This is a genomic window from Xanthomonas sacchari (assembly GCF_040529065.1).
Taxonomy (GTDB): Bacteria; Pseudomonadota; Gammaproteobacteria; order Xanthomonadales; family Xanthomonadaceae; genus Xanthomonas_A; species Xanthomonas_A sacchari.
Window position 1 is genome coordinate 758,390 of record NZ_CP132343.1, and the last position, 17,929, is coordinate 776,318.

At 70.0% G+C, this 17,929-nt stretch carries 14 protein-coding genes; all 14 read right to left on the reverse strand.

Annotation, left to right across the window (positions count from 1 at the left end; all coding sequences use genetic code 11):
* Nucleotides 1-88 precede the first annotated feature (88 nt).
* The gene (locus RAB71_RS03335; RefSeq protein ID WP_010343792.1) at nt 89-1,444 is read right to left on the reverse strand and encodes a PAS domain-containing sensor histidine kinase; all 1,356 of its coding nucleotides are present in this window, start codon (nt 1,442-1,444) and stop codon (nt 89-91) included.
* Complete coding sequence (locus RAB71_RS03340) at nt 1,441-2,778, reverse strand: sigma-54 dependent transcriptional regulator (protein ID WP_010343793.1); 1,338 nt, start codon at nt 2,776-2,778, stop codon at nt 1,441-1,443. Before RAB71_RS03340 ends, RAB71_RS03335 begins: the two co-directional genes overlap by 4 nt.
* Before the next feature lie 102 nt (nt 2,779-2,880).
* Entirely contained in the window at nt 2,881-4,116 is a 1,236-nt protein-coding gene (locus tag RAB71_RS03345; RefSeq protein WP_010343794.1) for an ABC transporter permease, read from the reverse strand.
* A complete protein-coding gene (locus RAB71_RS03350; protein WP_010343795.1) occupies nt 4,113-5,444 on the reverse strand; it encodes an ABC transporter permease in 1,332 nt (443 codons plus the stop codon). Before RAB71_RS03350 ends, RAB71_RS03345 begins: the two co-directional genes overlap by 4 nt.
* A gap of 36 nt (nt 5,445-5,480) precedes the next feature.
* Nucleotides 5,481-6,701: an ABC transporter permease gene (locus RAB71_RS03355; RefSeq protein ID WP_010343796.1), complete on the reverse strand. Its 1,221-nt coding sequence runs from the start codon at nt 6,699-6,701 to the stop codon at nt 5,481-5,483.
* Nucleotides 6,702-6,738: 37 nt separating this feature from the next.
* On the reverse strand, nt 6,739-8,040 hold the full coding sequence (locus tag RAB71_RS03360; RefSeq protein WP_010343797.1) for an ABC transporter permease: 1,302 nt from the start codon (nt 8,038-8,040) through the stop codon (nt 6,739-6,741).
* A 49-nt stretch (nt 8,041-8,089) separates the two neighbouring features.
* On the reverse strand, nt 8,090-9,316 hold the full coding sequence (locus RAB71_RS03365; RefSeq protein WP_010343798.1) for an ABC transporter permease: 1,227 nt from the start codon (nt 9,314-9,316) through the stop codon (nt 8,090-8,092).
* Nucleotides 9,317-9,362: 46 nt separating this feature from the next.
* Complete coding sequence (locus tag RAB71_RS03370) at nt 9,363-10,658, reverse strand: ABC transporter permease (RefSeq protein WP_010343799.1); 1,296 nt, start codon at nt 10,656-10,658, stop codon at nt 9,363-9,365.
* A 13-nt stretch (nt 10,659-10,671) separates the two neighbouring features.
* Nucleotides 10,672-11,913 (reverse strand): ABC transporter permease, encoded by a 1,242-nt coding sequence (locus RAB71_RS03375; RefSeq protein WP_010343800.1) that lies wholly within the window; start codon nt 11,911-11,913, stop codon nt 10,672-10,674.
* Entirely contained in the window at nt 11,910-13,220 is a 1,311-nt protein-coding gene (locus tag RAB71_RS03380; protein WP_010343801.1) for an ABC transporter permease, read from the reverse strand. The genes RAB71_RS03375 and RAB71_RS03380 overlap by 4 nt, the downstream gene beginning before the upstream one ends.
* 12 nt (nt 13,221-13,232) lie before the next feature.
* Nucleotides 13,233-14,447, reverse strand: coding sequence for an ABC transporter permease (locus tag RAB71_RS03385; protein WP_010343802.1), 1,215 nt, complete (start codon nt 14,445-14,447; stop codon nt 13,233-13,235).
* Between the two features lie 15 nt (nt 14,448-14,462).
* Nucleotides 14,463-15,785 carry an ABC transporter permease gene (locus RAB71_RS03390; RefSeq protein ID WP_010343803.1) on the reverse strand — a complete coding sequence of 441 codons (1,323 nt, stop codon included), beginning with the start codon at nt 15,783-15,785 and terminating at the stop codon, nt 14,463-14,465.
* A 28-nt stretch (nt 15,786-15,813) separates the two neighbouring features.
* Nucleotides 15,814-16,530: an ABC transporter ATP-binding protein gene (locus RAB71_RS03395; RefSeq protein WP_010343804.1), complete on the reverse strand. Its 717-nt coding sequence runs from the start codon at nt 16,528-16,530 to the stop codon at nt 15,814-15,816.
* A gap of 128 nt (nt 16,531-16,658) precedes the next feature.
* Nucleotides 16,659-17,927, reverse strand: a complete 1,269-nt coding sequence (locus tag RAB71_RS03400; RefSeq protein WP_010343805.1) for an efflux RND transporter periplasmic adaptor subunit — start codon at nt 17,925-17,927, stop codon at nt 16,659-16,661.
* Between the last annotated feature and the right edge of the window lie 2 nt (nt 17,928-17,929).

The window sequence follows — 17,929 nt, forward strand, 5'->3', positions numbered from 1 at the left end:
TCGCCGCTTCTCAGCTCGCCGCGACCGCTACATTCCTAGAGAGCCGGGTCTCCAATCCCCAATCCCCAATCCCCAATCCCGAACAGAATCAGCCGCGCTCGCCCTGCGGCAACTGCACCGTCACGCACAGTCCGCCTTCGTCGCGGTTGTGCAGCGACAGGCGGCCGCCGTGGGCTTCGACGATCTCGCGGGTCAACGCCAGGCCCAGGCCGGTGCCGTTGCGCTTGGTCGAATAGAACGGCATCAGCGCGTTGTGCAGCACTGCCTCGTTCATGCCGCTGCCGCGATCCAGCACTTCCAGGCGCAGCCAGTCCGGGCGGGTGGACACGCGCACGCGCACGCCGTCGACCGGTGTCTGTCCCTCGGGCAAGGATTCGTGGGCGTTCTTGACCAGGTTGAGCAGGGCCTGCTGCAGTTGCGCCGGATCGACCCGGCTGTGCAGGTCCGGCGACTCCAGTTCCAGCGCGAACGGAATGTGCTGCTGCAGCCCGGCCAGGAACTGCGCCCAGTGCACGGTCTGCAGTTGCGGCTGCGGCAGCTTGGCGAAGCGCGCATAGCCGCGGATGAAGCCTTCCAGGTGTCGCGCGCGCTCCTCGATGGTGCCGAACACCTCTTCCAGCCGCTCCACCTTCTGCCGCCGCACCAGCTCGGCGCCGGAGTGCGCCAGCGAGGCGATCGGCGCCAGCGAGTTGTTGAGTTCGTGGCTGATGACCCGGATCACCTTCTTCCAGGTGTGCACTTCCTGGCGGCGCAGTTCGGCGGTGAGCAGGCGGATCAGCAGCAGTTCGTGCGGGCGGCCGTTGAGATGGAAGCGGCGCTGCGACAGGTGATAGATCTGCTCCTCGTCCGGATCCTCGTCGCCGCCTTCGATGGCGAACAGGCTATCGCCGCCGCGCGAGATCGCCTCGCGCAACGGCCCCGGCACGCCTAGCAGCAGGTCGTCCAGGCGCTGGCCTTCCAGCTTCCAGCCGCTGTGCAGCAGCTTGCGCGCGGCCAGGTTGGAGAACACCACGCGGCGCAGGCCGTCGCCGCCCTTGGCGATGAGCAGCATCGCCACCGGAGTGTTCTGCACCATGGTGTCGAGCATCAGTTCGCGCTGCGCCAGGCCCTGGCGCTGCTCGCGCAGGATCTCGCCCAGTTGCGCGTGCGCGGCGACCATCTCGCCCAGTTCGTCGTCGCCGCGCCAGTGCACGCCGAAGTTGTATTCGCCGTCGCGGTAGCTGCTGACGGTGCCGGCCAGGGCGCGGAACAGCGAGCGCATCGGCGCGGTGGCGCGGCGCAGGGTCCACCACATCAGCAGCAGCAGGGCCAGCGCCGAGGCCGTCACCACTTCCCAGCCGCGGTCCATCCAGTAGGCCAGCAGCCACGGCAGGGCGGCGGCCAGCGCCAGCACCGGCAGCAGGCGCAGGAACAGCATGACGGTGAAGGAGCGGCGCAGTTTCATTCGCGCGGGATGCCGTAGCGGTCCATGCGCCGGTACAGCGCCTGCCGGCTCATGCCCAGCTCGGCGGCGGCCTGGGCGATGACGCCGTGCGCACGGCTCAGCTCGGCCACGATGCGCTCGCGGTCGGGTTCGGCGGCGGTGGCCGTGCGCGGCGCGGCGGGCTTGGGCAGGTTGAGGTCGGCGGCCTCGATCTGCGTGCCGCCGGCCAGCAGTTCGGCGCGCTGCACCACGTTGCGCAGTTCGCGCACGTTGCCGGGCCAGGCGTGGCGCTGCAGCGCCTGGCAGGCACCGGCCGACAGCGGCTTGTCGCCGGACAGGAAGTGCTCGGCCAGCGGCACGATGTCGCCGGGGCGCTCGGCCAGCGCCGGCAGCGACAGTTCCACCGCGTTGAGCCGGTAGTACAGGTCCTCGCGGAAACTGCCGTCGCGGATCATGCCGATGAGGTCGGCGTTGGTGGCGCTGATCACCCGCACCTTGACCTGCCGCTCGCGGTTGGAGCCCAGGCGCTCGAACCGGCCGGTCTCCAGTACGCGCAGCAGCTTCATCTGCCCGGCCAGCGACAGGTTGCCGATCTCGTCCAGGAACAGGGTGCCACCGTCGGCGGCCTCGAACTTGCCCTCGCGCACCTTGTTGGCGCCGGTGTAGGCACCGGCCTCGGCGCCGAACAGTTCGGCCTCGATCAGTTCGGCCGGGATCGCGCCGCAGTTCAGCGCCACGAACGGGCCGCGCCGCACCGAAGAGTTGGCCTGGATGATCTGCGCGATCTTCTCCTTGCCGCTGCCGTTGGGACCGGTGATCAGCACCGGCAGTTCCGAACGCGCGACCTGGCAGGCCAGGGCAATGGCGCGCTCGCTGGCGGGGTCGGCGAACACCGCACCGCACAGGTCGTAGCGCTGCGCCAATTGCTGGCGATGGCGGCGCTCGCCGTCGCGGCGGCGTTCCAGCTCGCGTCGTGTCTCCGACAGCTCCAGCAGGTTGTTGACCGTGGTCAGCAGCTTGCGGTCGTCCCAGGGCTTGGCCAGGTAGTCGGCGGCGCCGGCCTTGACCAGTTCCACCGCGCTGCTGAGCTGGGTCCAGGCGGTCAGCAGGATCACCGGCAGGTCCGGATGGCGCGTGCGGATCGCCTCGAACAGGGCCACGCCTTCCTCGCCGGAGGTGGTGTCGGCGGTGAAGTTCATGTCCTGCAGGACCAGGTCGATGTCGCCTTCGCCCAGGCGCTGCAGGCCGGCCTGCGGACTGTCGGCGTAGACGGTGTCGATGTCGTGCAGGGAGAACAGCACTTCCAGCGCGGTGGCGACCGCGGGGTTGTCGTCGATGATCAGCAGGCAGGGCATCGTGAACCTTGGGCGCGGAACGGCGCACCGGCGAAGAAAAACGGACCAGGCGGCATCATCGCAGTCTGCGTGGAGATTGTCGTGCCTGCGTGCATCGGCGCCTCAGACACTGCGCGTGGCCACCGCCGGCGGCACCGCGGCGGCGCGGCGCGCGGGCGGCAGGATCGCCAGCTGGCCGAGCAGCAGGAGCGCCGCAGCGACCGTCGGCAGGTAGCCCAGCGGCAGGCGTGGCAGGTCGTAGCGCTGCAACAGCGCTTGATTGAGCAGCAACGCCAGCACCATGCCCGCGGCGCTGCCGGCGCTCACGATCAGCAGGTTTTCGGTCTGGAAATGGCGCAGGATGTCGCGACGGGTCGCGCCGATGGCGCGGCGGATGCCGATCTGGCGCGTGCGTTGCTGCACCCAGAAACTGGCCAGCCCGCCGATGCCCAGGGCGGTCACGAACAACAGGCCCGTGGTCGCCGCGAGCAGCAAGCCGATCATGGTGGCATCGCGCTGGAAGTAGCGCTGCCGCAGTTGGGCGTAGCTGCGGCGCCCTTCGGCAGGAATCAGTCGCAGCGGTCCTGCCTGTGCGAGCGCGTCGGCCGCCGCGGCCAGGATCCGTTCGCGGTCCTGCGGCGCGCTGCGCAACAGGTATTGCACCTGGTTGCCCGCGGGCAGCTGCGGCGACAGCGCAGCCAGATGGTCGACCGCTGCGCCGCGCAGCGTCGTGCGCAGCAGATCGTCGACGACACCGACGACGACGGCGCCCTGGGCTCCGCCATACAGCGTTTTGCCGACAGCAGGTTGACCTGGCCAGAGTTGCCGCGCCAGCGTGCGGGTGACGATCACCGCGCTCGGTGTGGCAGTGGAATATTCGTCGGCTTGGAAGTCGCGGCCGGCGATCAGGTGCGCGCCCATGGCCTGCAAGAAACCTTGCGAGCCGGAGTAATACGTGGCCTGGATGCACCCTGTATCGTCCATCGACTGCTGCGCCATCGCGCGGTCCAGCGTCTGCCGGTCGGGGCAGTTGCCGTAGTCGTTGGCGCCGCCGGACAGCGGCAGGCTGAAGCCGATCGCGGCGGCTGCGGTGACACCGGGAATGCTGCGCAACGCCCGCAGATCGGATTGTTGCTGGGCCAGCGCATTGCCATCGCTCTGGACGCCGCGCACCGAGATCAGCGAAAGTTCTTCCTCGGGCAAGCCGCTGGAGACCCGCAGACGTTCGATGCGCCCACCGATCAGGAACACGGCGTTGGCGACGAAGGCGCAGGTCAGGGCGACCTGCAGCGCCAGCAGCGCGGCGGTGAGGCGGTGATGCTGCAGGCTGGAGAGGATGGGACGGATCGGCAGATTCATGTCAGGTCCTTGATCTGCAGGGCGGGGTCGATCCGGCTGGCCCGCCAGGCGGGCAGCAGGCCCGCCAGCAGTGCGGCGATCACCGCCAATGCCACGGTGGCGAGCAACATCTGCAGGTCCATCCGCGCCAGCCTGGCGTAGTCGTCCGGGCGCTGGCGCACGCTCCACAGACCCATTTCGGCGATCGCGATGCCCACTGCGCCACCGAGCAGCCCGATCAGCGCGGCCTCGCTGCCGAACTGCAGGAACACGTGGCCGCGGCGGGCACCGAGCGCGCGTCGCACGCCGATCTCGCCGCCGCGGCGCAGGAATTTCGCCAGCAGCAAGGCGATCACGTTGACCAGACAGATCCACAGGAAACCCAGCGCCATCAGTGTCTGCAGGCGCAGATCGTCGGGCACCATCCGCAGGTGGCGCAGCCAGTCCATCAACGCATACAGCCGCGCCCGCTCCGGCGGCCGCTGGAAGCGGCCGCTGGCGTGCTGTGTCGCGGCGTAGTCGTAGAGCAGGCGCTGGTAAGCGGCGACCTGCTGCGGCGTGTCCAGGCGCACCCAGAACTGCAGCCAGCTGGTCGACGGATCCTTGCGTCGCGCCGCGTCGTCGCCGTTGAAGCTGTTCCAGCTGCTGATGTTGCTGTTGACGTCCAGTGCCAGTTCCATCGCGGTCGACAGCGGCAGAAAGAAATCGTCGCGCTGGCCGAAACTGCCCTTGCTGCCCGGGTCGGCGTAGAACAGCGGTTGCGGATCCCAATCGCCGGTCACGCCGATCACCTCGAAGCCGATGCGCTTTTCCCCAAGCGCCACCCGCTGGCCGACCGGATCGCGCGCGCCGAACAGGGTGTCGGCCAGGGTGCGGCTCAGCACGATGACGCGGGCGTGGCGCTGGTCCTCCGCCGCGCTCCAGCCGTGGCCACGCTGCAAGGGGATGCCGAACAGGGCGAAGAACCCGGCGCTGGTGTAGCGGCCGCTCAGGTCGAGCGGCGCTTGCGCCGCGCGCGGCGGCCACAGCAAGACCTGCCCGCCGGCCATCGCCGCCTGCGGTGTGGCGGGTGCGGCACGCAGCAGCGCCATGGCGTCGGGCCAGGTGAGGTTGTCGGCCGGATCGCCCCACTCCTGGTTGTCCGGGTAGCTGCTCGGCAACGGATCCAGATGCGGGGTGTAGAGCGCACCGCTCCTGTCCGGCAGCGGGTCGCGCGACATCACGTGCAGCACCGTCAGCATGGTCATGCTCGCGCCGATGCCCAGGCCGATCGCCAGCACCATCAGCGCGGTGGCGATCGGCGTGCGCCGCAGGCTGCGCCAGGCCAGCAGCAGATAATGGTTCAGCATCCTGCTTCTCCTCGTTTGAACGGTGGCCGCGTTCGCTCAGACACTGCGCGTGGCCACCGCCGGCGGCACCGCGGCGGCGCGGCGTGCGGGCAGCAGCACCGCGAGCTGGCCGAGCAGCCACAGCGCCAACGCGCCGACCGGCAGGTACCACAATGGCAGCCGCGGCAGTTCGTAGGCGCTCATCAGATACAGGTTGGCGGCGTAGGCCAGCAGCATGCCGAGGACGATGCCGGCGCTGGCGAGCAGGAAGTTCTCCAGCTGGAAATGCCGCAGGATCTGCGTGCAGGTGGCGCCGAGCGCGCGGCGGATGCCGATCTGCTTGGTGCGCTGCTGCACCCAGAAGCTGGTCAGGCCGACGATGCCCAGCGCGGTGACCAGCAGCAGCAGGACGCACACGCCGACCAGGAGCCAGGCCATCGCCTGGTCGTCGCGGTAGTAGTCCGCGCGCGCTTGTTGCAGGGTCTTGCCGCCCTTCACCATCCGCCGTGGACCGTGTTGCGACAGCGTCGCCTTGGCTTGCCGCAACACCGCCTCGCGCTGTGCCGGGTCGCGCACGCGCAGCAGGTAGGTGCCGCGATCGTAGGGAACGTTCACCGGGAACAGCATCGTGTCCTCGTAGTGGCCGACGTTCCCGCCTTCGCGGGGTTGCACCAGGCGTTGCACCACGCCGACGACCCGGTGTTCGCCGTAGACGTAGATGGTGCGGCCCACGGCGTTCTGGCCGGGGAACAGGCGTTGCGCCAGCGACTGGCTGAGGATGACCGAGGGCGGGATGCGCTTGGCCACCGGATCGCGCAGTTGCGCGTCGTCGATGAACTCGTCGTCCGCGAAGCGGCGCCCTGCGACCAGATGCAGCCCTAGGGTATCGAGCAGCCGCGCGTCGCCGAAGTACTGCACCGCATGCAGGGTGCTGCGTTCCTGGTCCGGGCGCAGCGACACGCCGCTGTAGCCGAGCGAATCGCCGAAAAGCGGCTGGTTGATGATGCTGGCCTCGCGCACACCCGGAATGCGTCGCAGTGCGTCCAGGTCGGCGCGGGTCTGCGCGGCGCTGTTGCCGTCGCTGACCACGCTGCGGCTGCGCAGTTGCACCAGTTCCTGCTCGGCGGCGCCGCTGGGCCGCTGCATGCGTTCGAGCCGCTGATTGATCAGGAACAGCGCGTTGCAGACGACGGCGCAACTGAAAGCGATCTCCAGCACGATCAGGCTGGCGGCGACGCGGTGCTTGCGCAGACTGGAGAGGATGGGATGGAGGGACACGGTGGGAGTTCCTGGCGGAGAGGGCGCGCGCGGCGCGTCATTGCGACTTGAGTTGCAGGGCGGTGGACACGCGCATCGCTTGCCAGGCCGGCAGCAGGCCGGCGAGCAGCGCGCTGCCAAGACTCATCGCCAGGGCGAGCAGCAGCATGCGGCCGTCCAGGTGCGCCAGCGCGGCGTAGTCGGCCGGCTGCTGCCGCACCAGCCAGGTGCCGATCCAGGCCAGCAGCAGGCCGCCGGCGCCGCCGGCCAGGCCGATCGCCGCCGCTTCGATCAGGTGCTGGGCGAAGATCGTCCGCCGCGAGGCGCCGAGCGCGCGGCGCACGCCGATCTCGCCGCTGTGGCGCAGGAACTTGGCCAGCATCAGCCCGGCGGTGTTGAGCAGGCAGATGCCCAGGAACGCCAGCGCCAGCCCCACCTGCAGGCGCACGTCGGAGGGCACGGCGTGGTTGCGGTCCAGCCAGGTCATCACGTCGCTGAGGCGGATGTCCGGCGGATGGTGGAAGCGGCCGGCGTCGCGCTGCTGCCGCGCATAGGCCTGCAGCGCGTCCAGGTAGGCGGCGCGCTTGGCCGGGCTGTCCAGTTCCACCCAATACTGGATCCAGGCGCAGGGGGCGTTCGCACTGGTCCTGTTGCCGGCATGGTCGCCCCAGCAGGACATCGAACCGCTGACGTCCAGGTCCAGGTCGCGCGCGGTGGAGAACGGCACGAACACGTCCTCGCTGTCGCCATACTCGGTGTTGGTCAGGTCGTAGAAGCGCGGGTTCATGTCCCAGGCGTCGATCACCCCGACTACGCGCAGCACGGTATCGCCAATCTGGAGCTGGCGGCCGACACTGTTGGCGTCGCCGAACAGTTGGGTATTGAGCCGCCGCGAAATCACCGCGACACGCGCGCGCCGGGCATCGTCGTCCGCGGTCCAGGCGTGGCCGTAGCGCATCGGCACCGCGAACATCGGAAAGAAGTCGGCGCTGGTGTAGCGCGCTTCGGCGCCGAACGGGGTCAGCTGCGGCTGCGCCGGCACCACCGTCACGCTGCCGGCCGACATCATCGCCTGGCGGTCGCCGCGCCTGTCGCGCAGCAGCGCCTCGGCATCGCGGCGGGTCAGTTGCTGCGGGTCGGTGTCGTTCGGATCGTAACGGTCGTCCGGCTCGACGTTGAGTTCGACGTTGAACAGCTGCGCGCTCTTGCCGGGAATGGGATCGGCCGCCAGCACGTGGAACACGGTCAGCGTGGTCATCGACGCGCCGATGCCGACCGCGATCGCCAGTACCATCAGTGCGGTCAGCAGGCGGTTGCGACCGAAGCTGTGCAGCGCCAGTTTGCAGTAGTAGCCGAACATCGGGCGTCCTGAAGAAAAAAGGCCGGCCGGAGCCGGCCAAGGGGATGGATCAGGTGCTGCGGGTGGCCACGGCCGGCGGCACGTCGGCGGCGCGGCGGGCCGGCGCGAACACCGCCAGCTGGCCGAGCAGCCACAGCGCCACCGCGCCGATCGGCAGGTAGGCCAGCGGTAGCCGCGGCAGCTCGTACTTGCCCATCAGCCACTGGTTGATGGCGTAGGCCAGCAGCATGCCGAGCACGATGCCGGTGCTGGCCAGCAGGAAGTTCTCGGTCTGGAAGTAGCGCAGGATCTGCCCGCGGGTGGCGCCGAGCGCACGGCGGATGCCGATCTGCTTGGTACGTTGCTGCACCCAGAAGCTGGCCAGGCCGACGATGCCCAGCGCGGTGACGATCAGCAACGCGACGCAGACCGCGCCGAGCAGCCACACCATCGCGCGGTCGCCCTGGAAGTAGGCGTCGCGGATCTCGCTGTAGGTCTGCTGCTTGAGTACCAGACGGCTGCTGTCGACCTTCATCAGCGCCGCGGTGGCCGCGTTCAGCACTTCCTGGCGCCGGGCCGGGTCGGTGACCCGCAGCACGTACAGCCCGTCGGTGTAGTTCAGCCGGAACGGCAGCAGCATCGCGTAGTCGATCTCGGCCAGGCCGCTGGTAGCGGTCGGCCGCGCCAGGGTCTCGACGATGCCGACCACGCGGGCGCCCACCGGCCCGGTATAGACGGTCTTGCCCAGCGCGTTCTGCCCCGGGAACATCTTCTCCGCGGTGGCGCGGTTGAGGATGATGGCGGTGCCCTTCTCCTGGATCCGTTTGTCGGTCTGCGCGGCTTCCAGATCCATGTACTCGTCGGGGGCGAAATCGCGCCCGGCCACCAGCTTCAGGCCCAGGGTCTTCAGCGTGCCTTCCTCGGCCATGTATTGCGCGGCATTGAGGGTGGGCCGCTCCTGGTCCGCGCTCAGCGACAGGCTGGTGTTCCAGGAGTAGTGGACGAACGGCACCTGGTTGAGCACGGTGGCGTTGCGCACGCCGGGCACCGCGCGCAACGCGGCCAGGTCCTCGCGGGTGCGCGCGGCGGCGTTGACCTGCTGGCCGATGCCGCCCAGCGAGATCGTCACCAGTTCCGACTCGGCGATGCCGCTGGGCCGGTGCAGGGTCTCGATGCGGTTGCCGATCAGGAACAGCGCATTGCAGACGATCGCGCAGGCCAGGGCGATCTCCAGCACGATCAGCGCGGCGGCGGTCTTGTGGCGGCGCAAGGTGGACAGGATGGGGCGGATATCCATGGCGATGACCTTGTGAGAATGCGTGGAAGGCGCAGGGCGCGCAGGATCAGGACTTCAGCTGCAGGGCGGGCGCGACCTGGATGGCGCGCCACGACGGCAACAGGCCGGCGAGCAGGCTGGCGCCCACCGCCATCGCGAAGGTCAGTGCCAACATGCTCGGATCCAGGTGCGCCAGCTTGGCGTAGCTGGCCGGCTGCTGGCGCACGGCCCACAGACCGAGCGTGGCCAGGCCGAGACCGGCCACGCCGCCGGCCAGGCCGATGGCGCCGGCCTCCACCAGGCATTGCGCGAAGATCGCCCCACGCGAAGCGCCGAGCGCGCGACGCACGCCGATCTCGCCGCTGCGGCGCAGGAACTTGGCCAGCAGCAGGCCGACGGTGTTGAGCAGGCACACCAGCAGGAAGCCCATCGCTAGCCATAGCTGCAGGCGCACGTCGCCGGGCACCACTTCGTTGTGGTCCAGCCACTGCATGACGTTGCGCAGGCGCACGTTGTTGGGGCGCTGGAAGCGGCCGGCGGCGCGCTGCTGGGCCGAATAGTTCTCCAGGTAGGCCTTGTAGTCGGCAGCCTGCGCCGGGTTCTCCAGTTCCACCCAGTACTGCACCCAGGCGCACGGCGCATTGAGCGCGGTCTGGTCGCCGTTGCTGTCGCCGAAGCAGTTCATGCTGCCGTTGCGGTCCATCTTCAGATCCATCGCCACCGAGAACGGCAGATAGGCCTGTTCGTCCGACCCATAGGTGTTGGTGACGTCGTAGAAGCGCGGCTTGACCTCCCAGGTGTCGAGCACGCCGACGATGCGGAAGGTGTTCTGGTCCATGCGCAGTTCGCGGCCGACGCTGTCGCCGCCGTCGAACAGCTTCTCGTTGAGCTTCCTGCTGATCACGACCACGCGGTCGTGGCGCTCGTCTTCGGTGCCGGTCCAGCCGTGGCCGTACTGGAACGGCGTGTCGAACATCGGAAAGAAGTCCGCCGACGTGAAGCGCACTTCCGACTTGAACGGCTTCAGACCGCTCTTGGTCGGTTCGATCGCCACGCTGCCGCCGGTCATCAGCGCCTGGCGCTTGGCGCGCTTCTCGCGCAGCAGCGCCTCGGCATCGAAGCGCGTGTTCTGCGAATCCGGTTCCTCGCCCGGCTGGAAACCGGCCTTGGGCTGCGCATCCACCTGCACGTAGAACAGGCGATCGCTCTTCTGCGGAATCGGGTCGCCGGAGAGCACGTAGAACACGGTCAGCGTGGTCATGCTGGCGCCGATGCCCAAGGCGATGGCCAGCACCATCAGCGCGGTGAGGACGGTGTTGCGGCGGAAGCTGCGCAAGGCGAGGCGGACGTAGTAGCCGAACATGGGAGCTCCGGGGTCAGGCGCTGCGGGTGGCGGTGGCGGGTGGGACGGCGGCGGCGCGCAGGGCCGGGCCGAGGACGGCGAGCTGGCCGAGCAGCCACACCGCGACGATGCCGGTGAGCACGGTCGGCGAAGACAGCCGCTCCAGTTCGAATCGCTGCATCAGCCACTGGTTCATGACGTAGGCAAGCACCGCGCCGAGCAGCGCGCCGCCGCCGACGATCAGCAGGTTCTCGGTCTGGAAGTAGCGCAGGATGTCGCCGCGGGTGGCGCCAAGCGCGCGGCGGATGCCGATCTGCCGGGTGCGCTGCTGCACCCAGAAGCTGGCCAGCCCGCCGATGCCCAGCGCGGTGACCGTGAGCAGGATCAGGATGATCGCCAGCAGCATCCGCGCCACTGCGCTGTCGCTCTTGAAGTACTCGGTCCGCAGCTCCTGCATGGTGCTCACGCGCTGCTGCACGTAGGTCGGGTTGGCGCGCTGCATCGCCGCGGCCGCGCGCGGCAACGCCTGCGCCAGTTGCCCGGGCGTGCTGCGGATCAGGTAGCCGCCGCCCCAGCCTTCGCTGCCGATGCGGATCTCGGCCAGCAGCGCATCGGCATCGTCGTCGTGACCTGTGATCTCGCCGCGCACCGGCGCCATCACTCCGACGATGTCCAGGCGCACCGGCTGGTTGAAGGTGCTGGTGTAGAGCGTGCGCCCCAGCGGCGACGTGCCGGGGAACAGTTTGGCGGCCAGCGAGGGCGTGATCAGCGCCGGCAGGCGCCGCTCGATCTCCGGCGGCGCGCCGAACAGGTCCGAGGCGCCGGTGAGCTCCGCATCGCGCAGGTCGCGGCCGGCGACGATGCGGATGCCCAGCGTGCGGTTCAGGCCCTGGCTGCCGAGGAACAGGCGGGCACGGGCGACCGGTTGCGTGGCCTGCGGCTGCAGGAACAGTTGCGCCTGCGTCGGGCCCCACAGCGGCGGCGTGCCGAACGCCGCCGCTTCCACGCCAGGCACCGCCTGCAGCAGGTCCAGGCTGCGGCCGACGCTGCTGATGCTGCCCGGCTCGCCGACCACACTGATGCTCTGGATCAGGCCGATATCCTGTTCCATCACCCCGGTCGGGGTCTGCACGCGCTGGTAGGTGCGGGCGATGATGAACACCAGGTTGCACAGCACCGCCAGGGTCAGGGCGATCTGCAGCGCCATCAGCACCACCGCGGCGCGATGGCTGCCCAGGGCGGACAGGATGGGGCGTACCGGAGGCAGCGGGGTCATAGCGATTTCACCTGCAGGGCGGGGGCGATGCGCGAGGCGCGCCAGGCCGGCCACAGGCCGGCGGCCAGCGCCGAGAGCGTGGCCACCGCCAGGGCGATGCCCAGGATCGCGGGATCGGCATGCGCCTGCTGCGCGTAGGCCACCGGTTGCTGGCGCACCAGCCACAGGCCGATCCAGGTCAGCGGAATGCCGAGCAGGCCGCCCAGGCAGCCGATCAGCGCCGATTCGGCCAGGCATTGCGCGAACACCGCGCGGCGGCTGGCGCCGAGCGCGCGGCGCACGCCGATCTCGCCGGCCTTGCGCATGAACTTGGCGACCAGCAGGCCGACCGCATTGAGCAGGCACACCAGCAGCACGCCGAAGGCGATCCAGGTCTGCATGCGCACCGTGGCCGGCACCACCCGCTTGTAGTCCAGCCAGTCGACCAGGCTGCGCAGGCGGGTGTTGGGGGTGCGTTCGAAGCGGCCGAGCTGGCGTTGCTGCGCGCTGTAGGCTTCCAGCGCCGCGCGGTAGCGCCGCACCTGCTCGGGCGTGTCCAGCCGCACCCAGTACTGCACCCAGGTGCATTGCGCGGCCTTGGGATCGTGCAGGCCGGCCTCGCCATCCTTGCCCCAGCACTGCATCGGCCCGTAGCCGTAGTCCTGCGGCAGGTCCAGCCAGGTCTCGAACGGCATGTACAGTTCCTCCGGCGGCGTGTACGCGCCGGAGTTGAGATCGTAGAAGCGCGGCTGCGCGTTCCAGGCGTCGATCACCCCGATCACCCTGAACGGGCGGGTGGCGATGGTCAGGGTCTTGCCGACGCTGTCCGCGCCGCCGAACAGCGCGTCGTTGAGCTGGCGGCTCAGCACCACCACCGGCGCGCGCTGGCTGTCGTCGCGCCGGCTCCAGCCGCTGCCGTACAGGAAGCGCATGCCGAACATGCCGAACAGGTCGGCCGTGGCGGCGCGCGTGGTGAGCATGCGCAGGGGGCTGTTGGGCACGGTCTGGCGCACCGGCAGCCAGTTCGCGCTGGTCATGGTCTGCGCCGGCGCCGCCTGCGCCCGATACAGCGCGGTCGCGTCCTGCCAGGTCAGCTCGTCCGGCGGCTCGGGGTCGGCGCTGGGCAGGTTGCGCGGACGCGGATCCAGTTGTGGATGGAACAGCGTGGCGCTGCGCCCGGGCAGCGGGTCGCCGGAGAGCGTATGCAGCACGGTCAGCATGGTCATCGACGCGCCGATGCCCAGCGCCACGGCCAGCACCATCAGCGCGGTGAGGATGCGGTTGCGGCCGAAGCTGCGCAGCGCCAGGCGGAGGTAGTAGGCGAACATGCGGGCTCCGGGTCAGGCGCTGCGGGTGGCGATGGCGGGGGCGACGGCGGCGGCGCGCAGGGCCGGGCCGAGCACGGCGAGCTGGCCGAGCGCGCACAGCAGCAGCGCGCCGACCGGCAGGTAGCTGGCCGGCAGCCGTTCCAGTTCGAACACCTGCATCAGCAGCACGTTGCCGCCGTAGGCCAGCAGCATGCCCAGCGCCACGCCAGCGCCGACCAGCAGCAGGTTCTCGGTCTGGAAGTAGCGCAGGATGTCGCGGCGGGTGGCGCCGAGCGCGCGGCGGATGCCGATCTGCTTGGTGCGCTGCTGCACCCAGAAGCTGGCCAGGCCGACGATGCCCAGCGCGGTCACCAGCAGCATCGCGACGATGATCGCGACCAGCAGCCCGGTCATCGCGCGGTCGCTCTGGAAATAGGTCTGGCGCAGCGCGTCCAGCGGTTGGCTGTTGGCGTTGTCCAGCACCGCCTCGGGCACCGCCCGCGCCACCGCTGCGCGCGCCTGCGCAAACACCCGCGGCAGGTCGCGCGGATCGGCGCGCAGCACGTAGGTGCCGGACTGCTCCGCCTCGCGCACCGGGATCACCACCGACCAGTCGCTGCCGATCACGCCATCCTCGCTGCGGCCGGGGTCGGGACGCGCCAGATGCGCCAGCGTGCCGATCACGCGGAAATGGCCGCCGGCCCAGAATTCCTTGCCCAGCGGATCCTGGCCCGGCCACAGGTGCGCGGCCAGCGCCCGCGTGATCCACACGCCGGCCGCGGTCGGGACGCCGTTGACGAGCGGCTGGTAGTCCGCGTCGGCGAACGCGCGGCCGCTGTCCGGCTTCAGCGCCAGCGCGGCGACGGCGCCCGGGCTGAGCATGTAGAAGTGCGGCACGCCGCCGACCTGGGTGCAGTCCTGGTCCAGGCACAGCCCGTTGTTGAACACCGGCGGCGCGAACGGCACGGTGTTGATGGCGCCGGCCGCGCGCACGCCGGGCGTGCGCCGCACCGCATCCAGCGCGCGCGCGTTGACGTCGGCAGCGTTGCAGCCGTCGCAGCCGGACAGCGTCACCAGGCCCAGCGCGGACTCGTCGATGCCGCTGCGCAGATGCACCAGCTCCAGGCGGTTGCCGATCAGGAAGAAGGCGTTGCACAGCACCGCACAGGCCAGCGCCACTTCCAGCGCGATCAGCGTGGCCGCAATGCGATGGCGCGACAGCGCGCTGAGGATGGGCGTGATATGCATGGTCGCGGGCCCCGGTTACAGACTCTTGAGTTGCATGGCTGGCGCGATACGGCTGGCGCGCAGGGCGGGGAACAGGCCAGCCGCGAGGCTGCAGGCGATCGCCAGGGCGAAGGTGCCGGCGAACGTGGTCAGGTCCAGGTGCGCCAGGTCGGCGTAGGCGGTGGGCTGCTGGCGCACGCTCCACAGGCCGATCAGGGTCAGCAGCCAACCGCCGGCGCCGCCGACCAGGCCGATCACGCTGGCCTCGGTCAGGCACTGCGCGAAGATCGCGCGGCGCGAGGCGCCCAGCGCACGGCGCACGCCGATCTCGCCGCCGCGGCGCAGGAACTTGGCCAGCAGCAGGCCGACGCTGTTGAACAGGCACAGGCCCAGGAACGCCAGCGCCAGCCAGCTCTGCAGGCGCACGTCGCCCGGCACCACGCGGTTGTGGTCCAGCCATTGCGGCAGCGACAGCAGGCGCGCGGTATCGGCGCGGCCGATGCGGCCGGCGGCATGCTGCTGCGCGGCGTAGTCGGCCAGCAGTCGGCGGTAGTCGGCGATCTTCGCCGGCGTGTCCAGTTGCACCCACAACTGCAGCCACACGCACGGTGCGTTGCGCAGATCCATGTTGGCGTCCGGCTTGCCGAAGCAGGTCCACGGCTGGATGTGGCCGTCGTTGACCTCCAGGCTGCTGGACAGCGGCATGAACACGTCCTGCGGCCGTCCGTAGAAACTGCCGGTATCGCCATGGGCGAAGCTGCCGCCGGCCAAGGTGTAGAACAGCGGCGACGGCCGCCACGGCGCCAGCACGCCGACGATGCGCACCGCGGTGCCGCGCACCAGCAGCGTGCGGCCGACGCTGTTGCGTCCGCCGAACAGCTTGGCGTTGAGGTCGGAGGAGATCACCGCCACCCGCGCCCGGTCCTCGTCCTCGCGCGCGCGCCAGCCGCTGCCGTAGGCGAACGGCACCTGGAACATCGGGAAGAAATCGGCCTGGGTCATCAGCAACTGGGTCATGAAGGCCGGTGCGGCGCTGTCCGGCGCACGCAGCTTGATCTCGCTCTCGGCGACCATGGCCTGGCGATCGGCGCGCGCGCGCTTCCACAGGTCCATGGCCGAGGGGTAGTCGAGCTTGTCGTACGGCTTCTGGTTGGCGCCGTTGCTGGGGCGCGGATCCAGTTGCGCGAAGAAGATCTGCTGGCTGCGCCCCGGCAGAGGGTCGCCGGAGAGCAACCGCATCACCGTCAGCGTGGTCATCGCCGCGCCGATGCCCACGGCGATGGACAGCACCATCAGCGCGGTGAGTACCGGGCTGCGGCGCAGGCTGCGCCACGCTTGCTGGAAGTAGTAGCCGAGCATGTCGATCTCCGCGCCGTCGCCGTGCCGGTCAGCGCGTGGCCGCGGCGTCGCTGCCGCCTTGCACCAGCACCGGGTCGCGCTGAAGGTCGGTGGCCTGGCCGTCGACGATGTGCACGTTGCGCTGCGCGCGCGCGGCCAGTTCCGGATCGTGGGTGACCATGACGATGGTCGAGCCCTGCGCGTTGATCTCCTCCAGCAGTTCCATCACCCCGCGCGCCATCTGCGAGTCGAGGTTGCCGGTCGGTTCGTCGGCCAGCAGCAGGCGCGGGCTGCCGGCCAGGGCGCGGGCGATCGCCGCGCGCTGCTGCTGGCCGCCGGACAGTTCGGACGGATAGTGCTTCATGCGCGAGCCCAGCCCGACCCGGCTCAGCGCCTCCTCGATGCGCTGCTTGCGCTCGGCCGCGCCCATGCCGCGGTAGCGCAGCGGCACGTCGACGTTGTCGAACAGGTTGAGGTCGGGGATCAGGTTGAAGCCCTGGAAGATGAAGCCGATCTTCTGGTTGCGCATGCGCGAGCGCGCATCGTCGTTGAGGTTGCTGACGTCCTGGCCGTCGAGCAGGTACTGGCCGCTGGTGAAGGTCTCCAGCAGGCCGGCGATGTTGAGGAAGGTGGTCTTGCCCGAACCCGACGGCCCGGTGACGGCGACGAACTCGCCCTCGCGGACATGCAGGTCCAGCGAGCGCAACGCATGCGTCTCGACCTGTTCGGTGCGGAAGACCTTGGAGACGGCGCGCATTTCGAGCATGGCATGAGTTCCTGTGGTGGTGGAGCGGGGATTGGGGATTGGGGATGTTGGGATTCGGAATCAGTGGCCAGGAAAGGAAAACGAGAGAGGCTTGCGAATCCCCAATCCCGATTCCCCAATCCCGGCTTCTAATGCACCGTGACCTGCGGCGCGTCGCCGAACAGATCGCTGCCGGAGACGACCACCCGGTCGCCCGGCTGCAGGCCCGAGCGCACTTCGACCTCGCCCAGGCTGGTGACGCCCAGTTCGACCGGGCGACGCACCGCCGAGTCGCCGTCCATGACATAGGCGTAGCGGCCGCCGGACTGTTCGACGAACGGGCCGCGCTCGAGCTTGAGCACGTTCTTGCGGGTATCCAGCAGCACCCGCGCGCTCATGCGCTGGCTCTGGCGCAGGCCCGGCGGCTGCTTGTCGGTGAAGCGGATGCGGGCGTTGACCTCGCCGTTGACCACTTCCGGCGACACCGCCGAAATCGCCCCGGCGAAGGGTTCGCCGGCACCGCTGGTCAACTGCGCCGGCATGCCGATCGCCAGGTCGCGGGCGAAGCTCTCCGGCACCTTGATCTCCAGTTCGAACTTGGACAGATCGACCACGCTCAGCACCGGCGCGTTGGCGGCGACGTTGGTGTGCTGCGACACCTGCACCTGGCCGACCTGGCCGTCGAACGGCGAGCGCAGGGTCAGCAGGTCGACCTGGCGCTGCACCTCGGCCACCACCGCGCGCTGGCGCTCGGCGAGCAGGCGCTTGTTGCGCGCGTCCAGCGAGGCGCCCTGCGCCTGCAGGCCGGAATCCTTCTGCGCATGGCTCATCGCGATGTCGGCCTTCTTCAGCGTGTCCTGGGCCTTGGCCAGTTCCACCTGCGGCACCGCGCCGCCTGCGTAGCCGCGCTGGTAGCGCTCCAGGTCGCGGCTGGCGGCCTGCCGCTCGATCTGCGCCTGGTCGATCAGCTTGCTGGCGTTGGCGCGGGCCAGGCTCGCGTCCAGGTCGGCGCGGCCGGCCTCCGCTTCCAGGCCGGCCAGGGTGGCCTCTTCCTGCGCCAGCTTGCTGCGCAGTTCCGGGCTGTCGATCTCGGCCAGCTCCTGGCCCTGCTTGACCACATCGCCGGCGACCACCTTCAGGGTCACCGTGCCGCCGGAGATGGCGTACAGGGTGGGGCTGTTGGCGGCGATCAGGCGTCCGTCGGCGGAGATGTCGCGGACCAGGTCGCCGCGGGTCACCGTGGCGATGCGCACGCGCTGCGCGTCGAACGAGCGGCTGCCGGCGATCCAGCCGCGCGCGGCGAAGGCGATGCCCAGCAGCACCAGCGCGGCGATCGCCCCGGGCCACAGCCAGCGGCGCCAGGCGGCGGAGCGGGGGCGGGCGAGAACCTGGTCCTGGGCGGAGGTGTCACGGATCATCG

Coding starts and splice junctions, on each gene's coding strand:
- RAB71_RS03335 (WP_010343792.1), bottom strand. CDS start 1,444: ATGAAACTGCGCCGCTCCTTCACCGTCATGCTGTTCCTGCGCCTGCTG.
- RAB71_RS03340 (WP_010343793.1), bottom strand. CDS start 2,778: ATGCCCTGCCTGCTGATCATCGACGACAACCCCGCGGTCGCCACCGCG.
- RAB71_RS03345 (WP_010343794.1), bottom strand. CDS start 4,116: ATGAATCTGCCGATCCGTCCCATCCTCTCCAGCCTGCAGCATCACCGC.
- RAB71_RS03350 (WP_010343795.1), bottom strand. CDS start 5,444: ATGCTGAACCATTATCTGCTGCTGGCCTGGCGCAGCCTGCGGCGCACG.
- RAB71_RS03360 (WP_010343797.1), bottom strand. CDS start 8,040: ATGTTCGGCTACTACTGCAAACTGGCGCTGCACAGCTTCGGTCGCAAC.
- RAB71_RS03365 (WP_010343798.1), bottom strand. CDS start 9,316: ATGGATATCCGCCCCATCCTGTCCACCTTGCGCCGCCACAAGACCGCC.
- RAB71_RS03370 (WP_010343799.1), bottom strand. CDS start 10,658: ATGTTCGGCTACTACGTCCGCCTCGCCTTGCGCAGCTTCCGCCGCAAC.
- RAB71_RS03375 (WP_010343800.1), bottom strand. CDS start 11,913: ATGACCCCGCTGCCTCCGGTACGCCCCATCCTGTCCGCCCTGGGCAGC.
- RAB71_RS03380 (WP_010343801.1), bottom strand. CDS start 13,220: ATGTTCGCCTACTACCTCCGCCTGGCGCTGCGCAGCTTCGGCCGCAAC.
- RAB71_RS03385 (WP_010343802.1), bottom strand. CDS start 14,447: ATGCATATCACGCCCATCCTCAGCGCGCTGTCGCGCCATCGCATTGCG.
- RAB71_RS03390 (WP_010343803.1), bottom strand. CDS start 15,785: ATGCTCGGCTACTACTTCCAGCAAGCGTGGCGCAGCCTGCGCCGCAGC.
- RAB71_RS03395 (WP_010343804.1), bottom strand. CDS start 16,530: ATGCTCGAAATGCGCGCCGTCTCCAAGGTCTTCCGCACCGAACAGGTC.
- RAB71_RS03400 (WP_010343805.1), bottom strand. CDS start 17,927: ATGATCCGTGACACCTCCGCCCAGGACCAGGTTCTCGCCCGCCCCCGC.